Source organism: Ercella succinigenes, from assembly GCF_900002895.1.
This window is the reverse complement of record NZ_CDHP01000045.1, coordinates 32,735-48,794: the sequence shown is the minus strand read 5'-3', so window position 1 is coordinate 48,794 and position 16,060 is coordinate 32,735. Positions and strand designations below refer to the sequence as shown.

The window sequence follows — 16,060 nt, the reverse complement described above, 5'->3', positions numbered from 1 at the left end:
GTTGAAATCTGTTGAAATCTGTTGAATTGGAGGATTAAGTTCTTATTTTATTAAATCACCCAATCCTCCAATTATCCTTACTGTCTTTCCATGATGTCTTTACTCATTGTCTATCCATGATGTCTTGTCTGTTGTCACTGATCACTTGTCTCAGATTCCAGTTCTTTCATTCCTTCGGCTATAGCCATCTTCTGTTTGCGAACTATGTATAGTTTGTAGCCTACTGCCATTATCAGAAGTGTTCCCAGCAGTATCAGGTATACATTAGATGTACTGTTTTCACCTGTCTTTACTGCTTCTCCTGGTGCAGGCACACTATCGGCTGCTGCTATTTCCATAATCGCAAAGATTGAGAAGCTGTCGGTTATAAATGTAACCATACCATCTTTTACGGTTGCTCTTAAGATCTCTACTGCTCCGCTTGATTTGATATGTGCCACTGCTATTCTGGCTGGATCAAATCCTTCAGGTATTGGCATTGTGATGCTTACTGTTTTACCATCTATAGGCTGTACTGAAGCACCTGATGCTGTTATTGCCTGAATGTCCAGCAGGAACAACTGCTCTATACCGCTGATTGCTGAGTTCAGAGTTGCTATTGCTGATCTTCCCTCTTCGCTGTCATTACTTATTCTGCGGATTCTTAGAGTTACATCTTCACTGAATGCATCTTCTTGCATCTTGGCAACTGCCTGTAATCCATCCTGTGCATCTACTGTCATTGCTACTTCACTTTCACCAATTTCCTGAGTAGGAGCCGGTGTTGAAGGAGTGGTAGGCTGCGTACCTGGTTCAGTTGGATCTGTTGGTTGTGCGCCAGGTTCGGTTGGAGTAGTAGGCTTTGTTGTTGGATCAGTTGGTTTTGTTGTTTCTGTCGGCTTAGTTGTCGGTTGGGTTGGACTTGTTGTTTCTGTAGGAGTAGGTTCGGTTGGAGTAGTGGGCGCTGCAATAATACTAACAACAAAACTAGTAGATACTGTCATGTGAGGCAGAAGCGTTACCACAACTTCAACATCCTCGCCAACTTCACCTAAGATAAGCTCTCCGCTTGCAGGAGTAGTGACAAATTCGTCTTCTTCCAACAGGTATCTATCGCCACCAAAGGTTACTTTATGAACTTTCATTTCAGATAAATCAAGCGTATCGCCTTTATATATCTGTGTTGGATAATCAGAGATTTCAATGCCAACTACTGCTTCAGGAGTTGCATCAAATGTCAATGTATTGAGGCGGGCAACAACAGGACTATCTTCTGCACCCAGCTCAATCACTACATCCTGTACACCTGCAAATGGTCTAATCAGTGAGATAACGCGATCGTCTTCATCAGCTGTTACCTCCATCGCTGCATCTGGTGCTGTAGCAAGTTCACCGCCGATATAAACTTTGATCGGTATTGAACCATCGAGCACTTCTGCACCTCCGGGCAGGCCTCCACCTGCACCAGTCACACCACCGCTAGTGTTAATGATAAGTTCATCTAAGCCTGATCCAAAGTTCAAACTATTGAAAGTAAAGCTTGCGAAAGTATCATTTGTCCAACCATTCATTAGGGGACCTGTTGGAGGAGTTTCTGGATTATCTAAATCAGGTATCCACTCAAGGCGCTGATTACTTGTAGTTGGAACGCGAGTAGTTTCAACTCTTGGGTCAGTAAGATTTACATTATTATTATAAATGGCTGCACCTTCAAGCTCATTATACTCGAAGAACTGAATTTCGCTTGTTGCATCAACACTGAAGTCGGTATTTGCCTTAGCACGACCAACAAATGTTGTCATAGATGCGAAAGGAACTTCAACTGCTCCGCCATTTACCCATGCTTCAACATTACCTTTTAATACCATACCATTACCAAAAGGAGAACCGGCATGACTAGGAATGTCTCTACTTGTTTCAGGAGCTCTTAAAGCATTTTGATTATCACGGTTTCTTACCCATTTTCCGTCTACCTGATGCCAGCCACGTACATAATTTGCACGAATAGCTTCTTGTGTTGCAGTCAGACGTCCAGCAGGATTGCTTGCTGCTGGCGAACCGGCAGTTTCTGCAAACGGTAATTCTTTAATTTGATCCTGAATACTTGCATCAAGAACATCTTCTCTTGTTTCCCAACGCTCAATGCTTTCTACTTCAAATCCCGGGAAGCTAATGTCAAGAGTTTGATTTTCTCTTGTACCATTAATAACAACTACAGAGAAGTCATAGTAACCATCTTCATCTGCTTCAGGACTTACATAAGCTGAAGATTGAAGATTAAGATTGTTAACAAATACGCCTTCATCTATTGGTGTTTGATCATGATTTACACGATACCAGTTAGGTCTTACAAATTTGCTGAAATGACCTAATGCCCAGAATACACTGTGTACACGATAGTCAAAGGTTTGACCTGTGTAGTATCCACCCTCTGGACCAGATGATTGATAAAGGTCATTGGCAACGCCGCCAACAGCGAAAAGACCTTGACTATAGTCTCCATATTCTGATTCAGGACCGGTAAGTCCACGATGATGTGCTGTAGCTCCTTCAAGGCCACCACGGTATACCGCTGGGTTATTGGGCTGATTGGCAGAACCTCTTGCATCATTTGATATATAGATAAGATTCTCAAGACTTTGATCGCCAGGAGCTGTAAGCATCGGCCAGTTAGCTTCTGGACGTTTAAATCCTACTGCCCACCATTGACCTGTACCTGTCAGTTCCAAGACAGACAGCTGTCTGTTCCAGTACTGTGCCCAAGCTATAGCACTACCCATATCACTTCTGGATTGTGTACCGTTTTGTCTTCTGACACCGTCCAGACGATAGTCATATATGTTATTAGCATTTTGACCACTCATTGTAGAAACTTCGCTCATGATTATACCACTATTATTCATCTGCGAGCGTACTTTCCACTCTCTTAGAGCAGCACTATTAACCATACCACCGTCTGTAGACTGCCAGCTATAGGTGTGGAACACATAATCATCCACATATTTTTCGGCATCAGTTCCCCAGAATCTTTGGAAAATAGCAGGACTGGAGCCGTAGCTTTGACTATCTCCGATATGCAAACGAACGCCATTCACAGTACCGTCACTAGACTTTGTGCGCAGTCCTCGTTGTGCAAGAATCGGGCCTAAATAATCACGGGCAAAAGGCATATAAGATGGTGCTGTTGGTACCCAGTTTGGCATTCCGCCAGTAGTAGGAACTGCACCGAAAGGCTCACGGATAGGGAAATCTGCAGTTCCAGGAGGAGTTGCAAATGAGTTTGTATTCCATCCGCTCTTGGAATAAACATGATTCGCCTGTTCTGGCTCATTGGACAATGAAAGTCCCCAGACGGGCACACCATATATAGTTTCCCATCCCTTTACATAATCAGCCAGGAAGTTAGCATAAGCTCTAAGTGCCCAATCTGCATTAACTAAAGTACCACCGTTTATACGTCCGGAACTCTTTAGCCACGCTGGACCACTCCAAGCTGCTGCCATTATTTTCATCTCTTCATCACGAGCATCGGCATATGCCATAGCTGCTCTTGATGCCCACACTTGTCCTCTATCCACAGGAGAGAGGCCTTTGCCTTCCGGTTGACCAGCATAACGGCTGACTATTGCCTGATTGCCGGGAGCTGTAGGCCAATCAAAAATATCAAACAACTCATTAGCTTTCGGACCACCTTCACGTACTTTCCAACCAGGCAAAGCCTGTCCGCCCACAAAAGTTACACTGTTGTCGACAATTCCTATATTGTCATTGAGACGTTCGAAAGCAGGATTCCCCAATGGGAAATGAATTGTAGGAATATGAGTTCTGCGGAAAGGATCTGGATGCACATCAGGATCCCAGTTTACTGCAGCATCAGAGCTGGCATCAAACCACCAGCGATAACTGGCATCATCCATATTAAAGGTATTCTCTGGAAGATGCATTCCAGCGAAATGGTCTGGATCATTAGGAGCAAAAGGTCTTAAACTAAAAGAAGCAGAGTCAAACCAGCGTCCCCAGCTTTGGTTTCCACCGCCACCCGCCATAACGTTTGAAGCAGGCTGCCTCCAAAGGTAATTCCATAAGTCTGGTTTATCACCGATTTGATTTCGCCATATGGATAATCCTATACCTTTTGCTGCCGGATCTACCGGTTGGCCTTCCTTGGGATGGCCTACAGGGTAATGACCGGTATGATGTCCGAATACCAGATCAAGCACTTCCCAAAAGACTTCTTCATTATCTTGAAAACCGTTTAGAAGAAGATCGAATTGTCTAAAAGCACCGGAAAGCACAAAACCGTCAATCTGTTGACGTCTTTGATCAAGGTATACCTTAAGTTCTTTTCCTTCAGACTCAGGTGGAGTTATTTCTGGTGTCTCACCAATTTGAGTAAGAGCCACCGAATCAATGAAGAATGATCCAATTCCTGATGTTGTATCAACAAATATGTTTACAGGGTTATTTGTAGAAGGGAATGTAGCCCTGCCTACAAGTTGTGTCCAAGCACCATCAGTAACTGTTCTTACTGCATTTGTGCCACTAAAAGTTGTAACCATACCACCAATATCATAGCCGATTCTCATCTGGGCAGAACCTGAGTTCATACGTACCCACATAGAAAGTTCGTATTCAACACCAGGCAAAATATTAAGTGTTACATCTGCCTGAGCACCATGCAAAGAATTAGTACGGTTTGAAACCTGAAGCGACTGTGCATCCGGAGTTTGGCTAAAGCTTGCGTTAGCAAAGGTTACACTAGAACCCCTAGGCACAAAACCGTCAGCAGCAGCATAAAAATTCGCACCAAAAACAATCGTACCCGGCGTCGCTGCCCTAGTCCCTATTGGCATTAAATAAGGTGCAACAACTGTTGCTACCATGACTAAAGCAAGAAAAAATGCAATCATTTTCTTGCCTTTTATAGTTTTGCTTAAGGACATTGTTGTTTTCCTCCTTTTAAAAGTAAACTCATTCAAAGAACCCGAATTGTCTTATTCCTAATGATCTTATTGTGGCACCGTGTACGGCTCCATATTAAAACCACGGAAATGATAAATATCCTTGTTACTCTTTAATAAAACTTCATAAAAACCCTTAGATTGTCTCAATTACCCCATAAATTGTTATAGAAAAATTTGTTTCCCCTCTAAACGATTTGAGGTCGATTGTTTTCTGTGCATTATGTTTCACTTACTATTTTTGGTATCACCCCCACACCAATCATCGAAAAATGCTAGAAAAAAAAACCTTAATATTCATTCCCCCTTCCGCTGATTCTATTGTAAAAATGAAATTTTCGAATTGTTTGCTTTTTAAATATCTCTTTCTTTTGCCTTGATTATTGCAACTAATTCCTGTTGTCATACCCCAAATTTCACTTTACTAAATAACTTATTTTAATAATCCATGATTGCCCAACATAAGGCATTCTATCTGGATCATCTTCATTATTTTAGAATTTTTATTAGTTATACTTAATAAAAATTTCTATCCTCATTTATTATTTTTATGTCATGTGTCAGAAAAAAGCACTCAAAGCCCCTTAACACGAAGCAATTCAAAAACCAGCTAAGTATTATGCAAAAGAGTCTTTGTTGGATGAAGAAAGTCGCAAAATTTCTGCATAGATCGTTTGCGACATTCTTCTTTCCAAGGAGTGAACACAAGAATAATATATAAAAGCACGGTACCTTATCTTAATTGATATTTTTATAACACTGACTAAGCAAGTAAAGCCTGATTTTCAAGATACTCTATGACAGTTTGATTTAAAGCAACAAACTTTGCATAAGGTTTTCCCAAGGCACTTACAAATTCGTCATATTCTTCATCAGACATGTATTCGGCAAATAAGGTTTTTGCATCTTCATCAGATACTTTGATTCCTGCGTCCTCAGCTATAGCCTGAATGATCAGATAAAATTTAGCTGATTCCGTATTTGCCGAAAGATTCTGACTCAGAAAATCCTCTCTACTAGCTGCACCCATATAGGAAGTCAAGAAATCATCAAGTCCCACATTATATGCATTGGCATAATCCTGATAATAAGAAATCATCGAATTCTCCTGATATCTGATTATGTCTTCCGGTACAGCTTCAACTACGCTGTTTTCAAGAATATATGCCTGCAGATAGTTTGAAATGGCAAATTTCTGCATATCACTTCTAATACTTTCTGTCATTTCTTTTACGCTATTCCAGCTGTAGTTCTCATAAAAATTGTCCAAAACAAATTCATCATTCAGCTCAGGAATTTTCGGTTCAACAATATAGTTGATAGTAGTCACAAAAACAGCATTCTTACCGTTTAATGTTTCAACTCCATAATCTAGTGGAAATGTTACTTTCACATCAAAAGTTTCCCCTGGTTCGCGACCGATAAGCTGCTCAAGGAAATCATCTATATACATCGTATCCCCGATAGTCACGTCCGTACCTGCACCGTCAGTGCTGCCGCCTTCAAATTCAACTCCACCAACGCTGCCTACAAAATCAATGTTGACGGTATCTCCATCTTCAACAGCACGATCAGTAATTTTTTCTCTAGTTGTTGCAGCATCAAGCAAAGAGTTGATTTCCAGCTGAACAGCTTCTTCAGGTACAGTGTGAACATCAGAAGATACTTTTATTTGCTTATAATCACAAAGATCGACAAAATCCAAAGCCTTTATCCCACTCCAAAAGCCATTAGCATCAATACCTTCACTATAGTTAAACGCTACCTGACTATTTCTGTCTGATAAATCATCATTATCACTTGTTATAGTTTCTGATGTGCTTGTTGTCGCATCTGTTTCTTCCTTTTCATTTGAACAACCTGCTGCTACACTTAACATAAGTGCCATTACAAGTAGAACCGACAAGATAATTCTAAGTTTTTTCATACAATTCCTCCGAAGCATTGAGAGCTATAACTACCTTATACAATGCAATCATTCGCATTGTAGTCATTATTTTAGTAGGTTTTTTTGTTATGTTTAATAAAAATTTCTATCCTGATTTATTATTTTTGTGTCATATGCAATGATAATTTCTTACTTAAACTAAACCCCCCGACCATTAAGATCGAGGGGTTCGGTAGTTATGTATGACAATGCCGGGCAATATTGTTGAAATCTGTTGAATTGGAGGATTAAGCTCTTATTTTATTAAATCACCCAATCCTCCAATTATCCTTACTGTCTTTCCATGATGTCTTTACTCATTGTCTATCCATGATGTCTTGTCTGTTGTCACTGATCACTTGTCTCAGATTCCAGTTTTTTCATTCCTTCGGCTATAGCCATCTTCTGTTTGCGGACTATGTATAGTTTGTAGCCTACTGCCATTATCAGGAGTGTTCCCAGTAGTATCAGGTATACATTGGATGTACTGTTTTCACCTGTCTTTACTAATTCTCCTGGTGCAGGTACACTATCGGCTAATGCTATTTCCATAATCGCAAAGGTTGAGAAACTGTCGGTTATAAATGTAACCATACCATCTTTTACGGTTGCTCTTAAGATCTCTACTGCTCCATTCGGTTTGATATGTGCCACTGCTATTCTGGCTGGATCAAATCCTTCAGGTATTGGCATTGTGATGCTTACTGTTTTGCCATCTATTGGCTGTACTGAAGCACCTGATGCTGTTATTGCCTGAATATCGAGCAGGAACAGTTGCTCTATGCCGCTGATTGCTGAGTTCAGAGTAGCTATTGCTGATCTTCCCTCTTCACTGTCATTGCTTATTCTGCGGATTCTTAGAGTTACATCTTCACTGAAGGCATCTTCCTGCATCTTGGCAACTGCCTGTAATCCATCTTGTGCATCTACTACCATTGCCACTTCATTTTCACCAATTACCTGAGTAGGAGAAGGTGCTGAAGGAGTGGTAGGCTGTGTTGTTGTCTCAGCCGGAGTAGTAGGTTTTGTTGTAGGATCGGTTGGAGTGGTAGGTTTAGTTGTAGGATCGGTTGGCTTAGTTGTAGGTTCAGTTGGAGAAGGTGTTGGAGCAGGTGGCGTTGCTTCTGCTATAAACTGCAACGAATTTATGCGTGTTCTTACATTGCTGCCTTCTGCACCCAGTTCAATTGTAAGATCATTAACTCCATAAACCCAATCATTAAGAGGAATAATATAGTCAGCCATTTCATCCGAAGTTTCTATCATCTGTCCAGGTGCTGAGACAAGTTCATCACCAACATAAACACTAATAGGAACTTCACCTTCAACTATACCGCCCTGTCCGGGACCACCAATGTTCAATACCAAAGTGTCTACTGCTTCATGTATATCTTTACCGAAGTTGAGATTATCATAGGTTATAGCAGCATAAGTATCTTCAGTCCACTGATCAGGCCCGTCATTAGGAATAAGAAGTGTTTCAACACGTGGATCATCTAGATCACGAGCATTGTTGAAAATTGCATAGCCATCAATGTTGTTGTAATTATAACCTGGAACAACACTTTTTGCGTCAACTGTGTAACCATCATTAAGTTTAGCTTTACCAACAAAAGTATACATAGATACAGGCACAAGCTCAATCGATGTAACGCCATCGGCATTCAGTTCGATTGGAGACATTTCTACCATGTTATTGCCTCTAGCAGTTCCTGAACGTGCAGGATCAGCCAATGTACCATCTTCTATTGTACGCCATGGTGTAATGCTTTCGACAGTGTAACCTGGGAAGCTTAAGTCAAATGTCTGATTCTCTCTCGTAGCATTGAAGGTAACAATCGCAATATCATAATAACCGTTCTCATCTGGGGTTGAACTCCTGTAAGCGGTTGTCATAACATTAAGGAACTGAGGATTCTCTTCTTCAAATACCGGTGTTTGTAAGTTATTTACACGAATCCAGCCCGGACGTACGAATTTGGAGAAATGTCCAAGTGCCCAGAAAGCTTTATGAACACGATAATAAGGTTTAACACTGCCTGTCATCGCAGAATTTTCATTTCCAGGAGCAGTGGTCATACCACCCCACTGACCTTGTGCATTGTTTTCGATGTAAATCAGGTTTTCAAGCGACTTATCAGCAGGATCTCCTGGCCAGTTTGGTTCAGGATTCTTGAATCCCCAGGCCCACCATTGACCTGTGGCGTTAATTTCAAGTATGCCCATCTGACGCATCCACTTCTGTCCCCAGCCCAGGCCTACACCCATTGTGCTTGGCTGATTCGTACCATTTGCCGTACGTGTTTCATCTGTTCGATAATCCCAACTCGTGAAGTTTTGACCGCTCATGGTAGAGATTTCACTTTCCATGATATTTTTACCACTGGTCTGTGCACGAACTTTAAGTTCTCTGAAATTATCATTATTAACCATAGAACCGGAAATCGAACTGGCTCCGTATGAGTGGAAAATGTAATCATGGTAATGGTCTGGATTTGTTTCAGCATTATTCCAGAATGGTCTGTAATAATCAGTATTATAATTTGACTGATCGCCAATCTGTATTCTGGTTTTATCTGCAAGTCCTCTGGCTTCCCATTCAGGTCCTACATATTCTCTCACAATCTGCTCATACTGTGCTGGACTCCAGTAACAGGAGGAATAAGATCCGCCGAACTCATTGGGTTCGTTAGATATCGAAAGACCCCAGATCGGAATACCGTATATTTTTTCAAAGCCTTCTACATAGTCCGCTACATAAGTAGCAAAATCGTCCCAGTCTTCTTCAGCAACACCACCGCCGCTAAATCTGCCTGAACCATAAGTGCTATTAGTAGTCTTCATCCAAGCTGGCGGACTCCAGACTGATGAAATAAACTTCATTTCTTCGCCGCGTTCTTCAGCATACTGCTGGGCAATTTTCATAGCCCATACCTGTCCACGGTCAAGCGGTGCCAGACCATTTCTGCCTACAACGGCCAGATTTGCATTTGCAGGCTGTTCCGGCCAGTCAAATTGATCAAATACGCTGTTACCACGTGCACCACCCTCTCTTAGATGATGTAGCGGGTCAATCTGACGCAGTAATGGCTCACCTGGAGCATTCCAGCCACTAGCACCGGCCGGAATATCTTCACTGCTCCAGTCGGGAGGATTAGTGGCATCAAACCACCAGCGATAGTTATCGCCGTCAAAATTCGATTTACCGTTCGCATCAACTGTGCTTGCTGTTTCTGAATGTGTCGCAGCAATTTTATGTGTAGGTGCCGCACCATCGAACCAACGCCCCCATTGATTCCAACGATAATTGGCTATACCTTGCTGATCAGCAACCATATTTCGCCAGATGGATAACCCTATGCCTTTGCCTTCCAGTCCAAAGACCAGATCCAGAACTTCTTTTTGAAGCTCAGGATAATCCGCAAAGCCATTGAGCAAATGATCAGCCTGGCGAAATGCACCTGATAGTATATAACCTTCAACCACCTGACGTTCCTGGTCAAAGTATACTTTGAGCTCATTAGTGTTTTCTTCTTCCGATAAATCGTCCAATACACTAACTGATTCTTCATTTGCAACTATAGCTTGAGGCCCGATTATTAATGTCATAAACATCGCTATCAGTACTATCAACGATAAAAATCGTCGAGGCATTCTTTTCTGCATATTATTTCCTCCTCATTTAGTTAGCTCAATTTTGCTTAAACTGTCTTACAGAAAACTTTTTTCTGAAATCTTGAAAGTTTTAATTAACCGCCCTGTCATACTATAGTCAGAATTGTTTTGGCTAAGCTTATCCCCACCTCCTAATAGACATAGCCAGACATAAAAAAATTTTATTAGGATTACTTATTACAATGTAATCCATCAAAGTCATCTCTTTTATCTTAGGAGGTCTACTAGCTATAATTAATAAAAAATTCTATCCTTATTTATTATTTTTGTGTCGTTTACCAAGAAAAAGATCCAAAAAGCCCAATAACACGAATCATTCAGAAAACATTTGTGCATAATCAAAACATAATCCTTAACAATAAAATTTTTATTTGAGCTAGCGATAACTGAAATTTGAAACAATTTTGTTATTTTACAATCGTGAGTCGCTTAAACTGAATATTTATGGAAGCATTTATTTGAATTTAATCTATTTTTGTTGCAAAAAAAGAAGCCTCTCGCTGTTAGGGCAAAGAAACTTCTTTAATATATAATTTCTATCCAATAATCATTACATAAGAATAGAAAAACAATACTTATAAAACACGTACTACTCTGGCACCAAAAGGCATAAGGGCCAGTTTAGCAAATTTAAATGACTGTATACCGAAAGGAATACCGATTATAGTCACACAATAAATCAGACCTATAGCAACAGCAGTAAGTGCAAGTGTCCAGCCAATCAGAATAATCCAGATAAGATTTAATAAAAAAGAGCCAAACCCTGCATTTGAAAAATCAATATCTTTACCAAACGGAAATAATACAAGTTGAGCAAACTTCAAGCACTGAATACCTAAAGGAATACCTATGATAGTTACACATAAAACAAGGCCTGTCAAAGCCCATAAAATTGATAAAACAACTCCCCCTAAAACAAACCATAATATATTGCCGATTATTCGCATTCTTTTCCCTCCGTCAATTTTCTTAAGAAACTAAAATGTCTTATTTTGTAATTATATCAGATTGAAACATAAATTTAACTAAGAGACAATATGCCTTACCTAAACTAAACCCCCCGACCATTAAGATCGAGGGGTTCGGTAGTTGTATATGACAATGCCTATGGGATATGTTCGAAATCTGTTTGAATTGGAGAATCAAGTTATTGTTATGCCTTTATCACTCAATCCTCCAATTATCCTTACTGTCCATCCATGATGTCTTGTCTGTTGTCACTGATCACTTGTCTCAGATTCCAGTTCTTTCATTCCTTCGGCTATAGCCATCTTCTGTTTGCGGACTATGTATAGTTTGTAGCTAAGAGATATTAACAGAAGTGTTCCAAGTAGAATCAGGTAGACATTGGATGTACTGTTTTCCCCTGTCTTTACTACTTCGCCTGGTGCAGGCACACTCTCTGTTGCTGCTATTTCCATAATCGCAAATATTGAGAAGCTGTCAGTTGTAAATGTAACCATACCGTCTTTTACGGTTGCTTTTAAGATCTCTACTGCTCCGCTTGATTTGATATGTGCCACTGCTATTCTGGCTGGATCAAATCCTTCAGGTATTGGCATTGTGATGCTTACTGTCTTACCGTCTATAGGCTGTACTGAAGCACCCGATGCTGTTATTGCCTGAATGTCAATCAGGAACAGCTGCTCTATACCGCTGATTGCTGAGTTCAGAGTTGCTATTGCTGATCTTCCCTCTTCGCTGTCATTACTTATTCTGCGGATTCTTAGAGTTACATCTTCACTGAACGCATCTTCCTGCATCTTGGCAACTGCCTGTAATCCATCCTGTGCATCTACTGCCATTTCTACTTCATTTTCACCAATTTCCTGAGTAGGAGCAGGTGCTGAAGGAGTAGTAGGCTGCGTACCTGGTTCAGTTGGATCTGTTGGTTTTGTACCAGGTTCGGTTGGAGTAGTAGGCTTTGTTGTTGGATCAGTTGGTTTGGTTGTTTCTGTAGGCTTTGTTGGAGTTGTTGGTTGTGTAGGAGTTGTAGGTTGAGTTGGTTCTGGTGTCGGTTCTGGGGCTTCACTTGCAGCAAAGTGGAGAGAATCAATTCTTATATCTGCTGCTCTGAAAACTACGTAAACATCATTTATACCAGATACATTTTTTGTCACTTCTGTTGTGACATCAACATAGCCAAGTTCATTTGCTTCATATGCTGCGTTAGCAACAGTATAAGTGTTAACCGATGTAACAGGTACATCAATATATGCAAATGGTGTTGAGTTGGGAGAACCGACGTGTAATGTGATAAATCCACCATTAGCATTAGAAGCAACGCTGGCTGTAATTTCTTCCACTCTATCGAGATTTACTTTAGGTATAGCGACATATGCGCCATTATTTTTTGACATTACTGCAGAATACTGCCCAACTACAAGTTCTGCACTGAGGCTGTCAATCGTACGCTGTTTTGATACTTCATTGTAGACGACATCTTTTGCCTTGAAAGAGTGATCAAATACGTTAAAAGTCTGATTAGCTTCCAAAACTTTTATAGTATCGCCCTGAACTGTAATTGTTTTTGTATCAAATAAATTATCACTTGAAGAACCGACCATTATTTCATATGTTCCGTTTTCAACAATGAAATCCCCGCGATTCACATCCCAGATAGCAAAATCGACAGGATCTATTTCTATAGTGACTGTTTTTGTCTCACCAGCAGCGATATATACCTTATCGTAACCTACCAGCTGTTTCTGTGGAGCAGCATCACCATAGGCTGAATTAGTGTGTCTAATGTATACCTGAACAACTTCGGATGTATCCACATCACCTGTGTTCTTTACATTAACTGATACGTTAAACGGAGCACCTTGCGAACCAGCAGCTGTAAAGTTGCTGTATTCAAAACTGGAATATGATAATCCATGTCCGAATTCGTAAGTTACTGGTGCGTCTGTATACATATAAGTCAATCCTAATTCCTGATGATCACCATTTGTAAAATCAACAGTAAATCTTGGATCTATTTGTGCAAGAGTAGTGGTATTACCTTCAGGTATCGAGTATTCATTTATCACCGGCAAAGCACTCATATCTGCATACCAGGTAGCAGTTAAACGGCCTGTTGGAGCATAATCACCATACAATACCTGCGCAAGTGCTTTGGCATCAAACTGACCACCATAGCTCTGATATACAATTGCATTAACATTCGGGTTATTCTGAATTTCTTCGGTAACAACCGGGAAACTGGAACGAATAACAACTACTGTCTTTTTCCCTGCGGCTGCATAGGCAGCAGATACAGCTTCAATTAATTCATAATCGGCATCAGCCATATAGAGACTAGAGCGATCATTACCTTCTCCGGCGCTGTTTCTAGGTATAGCACCTACATAAACAACTGCATAATCAGAAGTGTCTGCAAGAGCCACAGAATCTGCACCTATTGCTTTAATTTCTTCAAATTCAAATCTAACTTCAGCCGGTCTTACTGCAGCATTGGCAGCAGTTCCCAATGGAGCAGCAGCAGTCTGTAAACGTCCTTCTGAATTAATTGTTAGGAAACGTCCGCCTACATAATACTGAAGTTGGAAAACTGCAGAGAATGAAGTAGAGAAGGCATTTGCGACTATTGAAATTGTGCCATCAGCATTTTCTTCCAAACGCAAGCGCGGAGGTATGGCACTGGTATTGCCACTCATTGTTTCTAAAGTCCAGTCACTCTCAGTAATATTAAGCAAAGTTCCATCGGTATTGCCAACACTGGCATTATTTGATGATGGAGATGTTACCCATCTGCCATTTAGGACTGAACGAAGACTATAAGCCTCCTGTCCCCATTCAAATACTTCGAATAATTGAGCATCTGTAAATCCTGTCTGATCATCGAAAACTGTTGTTATTAATTGAGATCCCACATCTACGCCTTGTGCGTTTATACTGGGAACTGCTGTCAGATATCCATCATTTGCCGTTTTAATGGCAACAATTCTATTACCTGTAGTATAGGAAACATTATTTGCACCGATCTGGCGAATTGTGGCAAGCAAAGATGAAATACCTGAATCAGTTATTTGATTATCTGTTGGGGTGTTTGAAGCTGCATAAACAGTTTTGAATCTGGAATCGCCATAAATACCTGAGATTGATGCAGTATCTTCTTTTGCTAAAGGAAGAGTACCATCATTTTTCAAAAGGACAATGGATTCCTGTGCAGCACGTAATGCTACATTCTGATGTGCCAAAGTATTATAATCAGTTAAATTTGAAGAATTAGCAATATCTTTGGCATATTGAGCATAAGGATAGAATTTAGGCACGCCATTAATATCTACCTCATCAAAGACACCTGCACGAACCAGCTGATTGACAAGTGGTCTGGCTGCATCGTAGACATCTTCTTCTGTTATCCCGTAAAGGCCTTCCTGAACTGCCTGCACCAAAGTAATAACATCTGTTTTATCAGTTCCTGAAGCACGAACAGATTCTGAATTTGCCAAAACCATTATAGCCAGAGCATGTTTACGATCAGGTAAATATCTTGCATCGTAGCCATTGCCCATGCTTGTATTAAACATATGGTTTTCACCATTGAAATCAGGCGATGAATAAAGACCATATTTAGCAATACTGTTAGCATAATGCATAGTCGGGTATATGATATTTGGAATACCGTTAGTTCTTCCAAAAGACGTCATAACACCGGAAACCGCACCAGATGCTAATCCTTTAATAGCAGATCTGGTTTGATATTCATACATAGCTCTCATACTGATACTGTTACTGGCACTTTGACGATACCATTGAGCCAGGTAACCGGAATAGTGTTTGGTACCTACTACAGCTCTAACATAGAAACCATCATCAGGAGTACCGTCATTAGTCCCTACTATACCTTGCGCCATACTGTCAATTAATGTTGCAGCATGATAGGGATCCTCACCATAACCTTCATCGAAGCGGCCACTAAGTGGATTTATGCGCAAATCACTGACAACTGTAAAAGCAATTATTCTTGATATTTCGCCTGCAGAGGCATTATGTGTATTTGCATAACCCTGACGTTTCAAAAGAGTACTGATTTTCTCTGATCCGATGACATCTCCTATATCAGCTACCAGATCACGACTCCATGTCTGACCCATACCAACCAGATCAGGAAAGTCTGTAGAAATACCTTGAACATTGTCAGCAGCAGACAGGCCGCCTGGTACAGTCTTGCCCTTTATAGGATTTTCATCCCATACCATAGTATAATTGTCACGGATTCCGGTCGCATAAAGAGCACCACCCTCGATCCCTGTATATTCAAATAATGTATCTACAAAGGCGTCAAGATGATCGGGATTACCGTCAAAAAGTGGCATGCCGTCATAGACACCACCTGCCTGGGTTTTAAATGTGACTGTTTCCGCACTTACACTGGTACCATCATCTGATTTAATTGACGGTAGGCCAAAAACCATTCCTAGCGTCATAGCTGTGGTAAGAACTGTTGCTGTTACTCGCTTAAAATTACGAGATAATTTTGTTGACACTAATATTCACTTCCTTTCATGGA

The 16,060-nt window shown here is 40.7% G+C and carries 5 protein-coding genes; all 5 read right to left on the bottom strand.

The window, feature by feature from the left end:
• Positions 1 to 134 precede the first annotated feature (134 nt).
• Positions 135 to 4,922, bottom strand: coding sequence for a carbohydrate binding domain-containing protein (locus tag AC0KSB_RS10845; RefSeq protein ID WP_472309158.1), 4,788 nt, complete (start codon positions 4,920 to 4,922; stop codon positions 135 to 137).
• A gap of 781 nt (positions 4,923 to 5,703) precedes the next feature.
• A complete protein-coding gene (locus tag AC0KSB_RS10840) occupies positions 5,704 to 6,867 on the bottom strand; it encodes an FKBP-type peptidyl-prolyl cis-trans isomerase (RefSeq protein ID WP_472309156.1) in 1,164 nt (387 codons plus the stop codon).
• A gap of 348 nt (positions 6,868 to 7,215) precedes the next feature.
• Positions 7,216 to 10,533: a glycoside hydrolase gene (locus AC0KSB_RS10835; RefSeq protein ID WP_472309154.1), complete on the bottom strand. Its 3,318-nt coding sequence runs from the start codon at positions 10,531 to 10,533 to the stop codon at positions 7,216 to 7,218.
• Positions 10,534 to 11,117: 584 nt separating this feature from the next.
• The gene (locus tag AC0KSB_RS10830) at positions 11,118 to 11,489 is read right to left on the bottom strand and encodes a YccF domain-containing protein (protein WP_472309152.1); all 372 of its coding nucleotides are present in this window, start codon (positions 11,487 to 11,489) and stop codon (positions 11,118 to 11,120) included.
• A 270-nt stretch (positions 11,490 to 11,759) separates the two neighbouring features.
• Positions 11,760 to 16,037: a glycoside hydrolase family 3 C-terminal domain-containing protein gene (locus AC0KSB_RS10825; protein WP_472309150.1), complete on the bottom strand. Its 4,278-nt coding sequence runs from the start codon at positions 16,035 to 16,037 to the stop codon at positions 11,760 to 11,762.
• Between the last annotated feature and the right edge of the window lie 23 nt (positions 16,038 to 16,060).

Bases quoted from the DNA above. Each gene is read 5' to 3' on its own strand.
- AC0KSB_RS10845 (WP_472309158.1), bottom strand. From the start codon at position 4,922: ATGTCCTTAAGCAAAACTATAAAAGGCAAGAAAATGATTGCATTTTTT.
- AC0KSB_RS10840 (WP_472309156.1), bottom strand. From the start codon at position 6,867: ATGAAAAAACTTAGAATTATCTTGTCGGTTCTACTTGTAATGGCACTT.
- AC0KSB_RS10835 (WP_472309154.1), bottom strand. From the start codon at position 10,533: ATGCAGAAAAGAATGCCTCGACGATTTTTATCGTTGATAGTACTGATA.
- AC0KSB_RS10830 (WP_472309152.1), bottom strand. From the start codon at position 11,489: ATGCGAATAATCGGCAATATATTATGGTTTGTTTTAGGGGGAGTTGTT.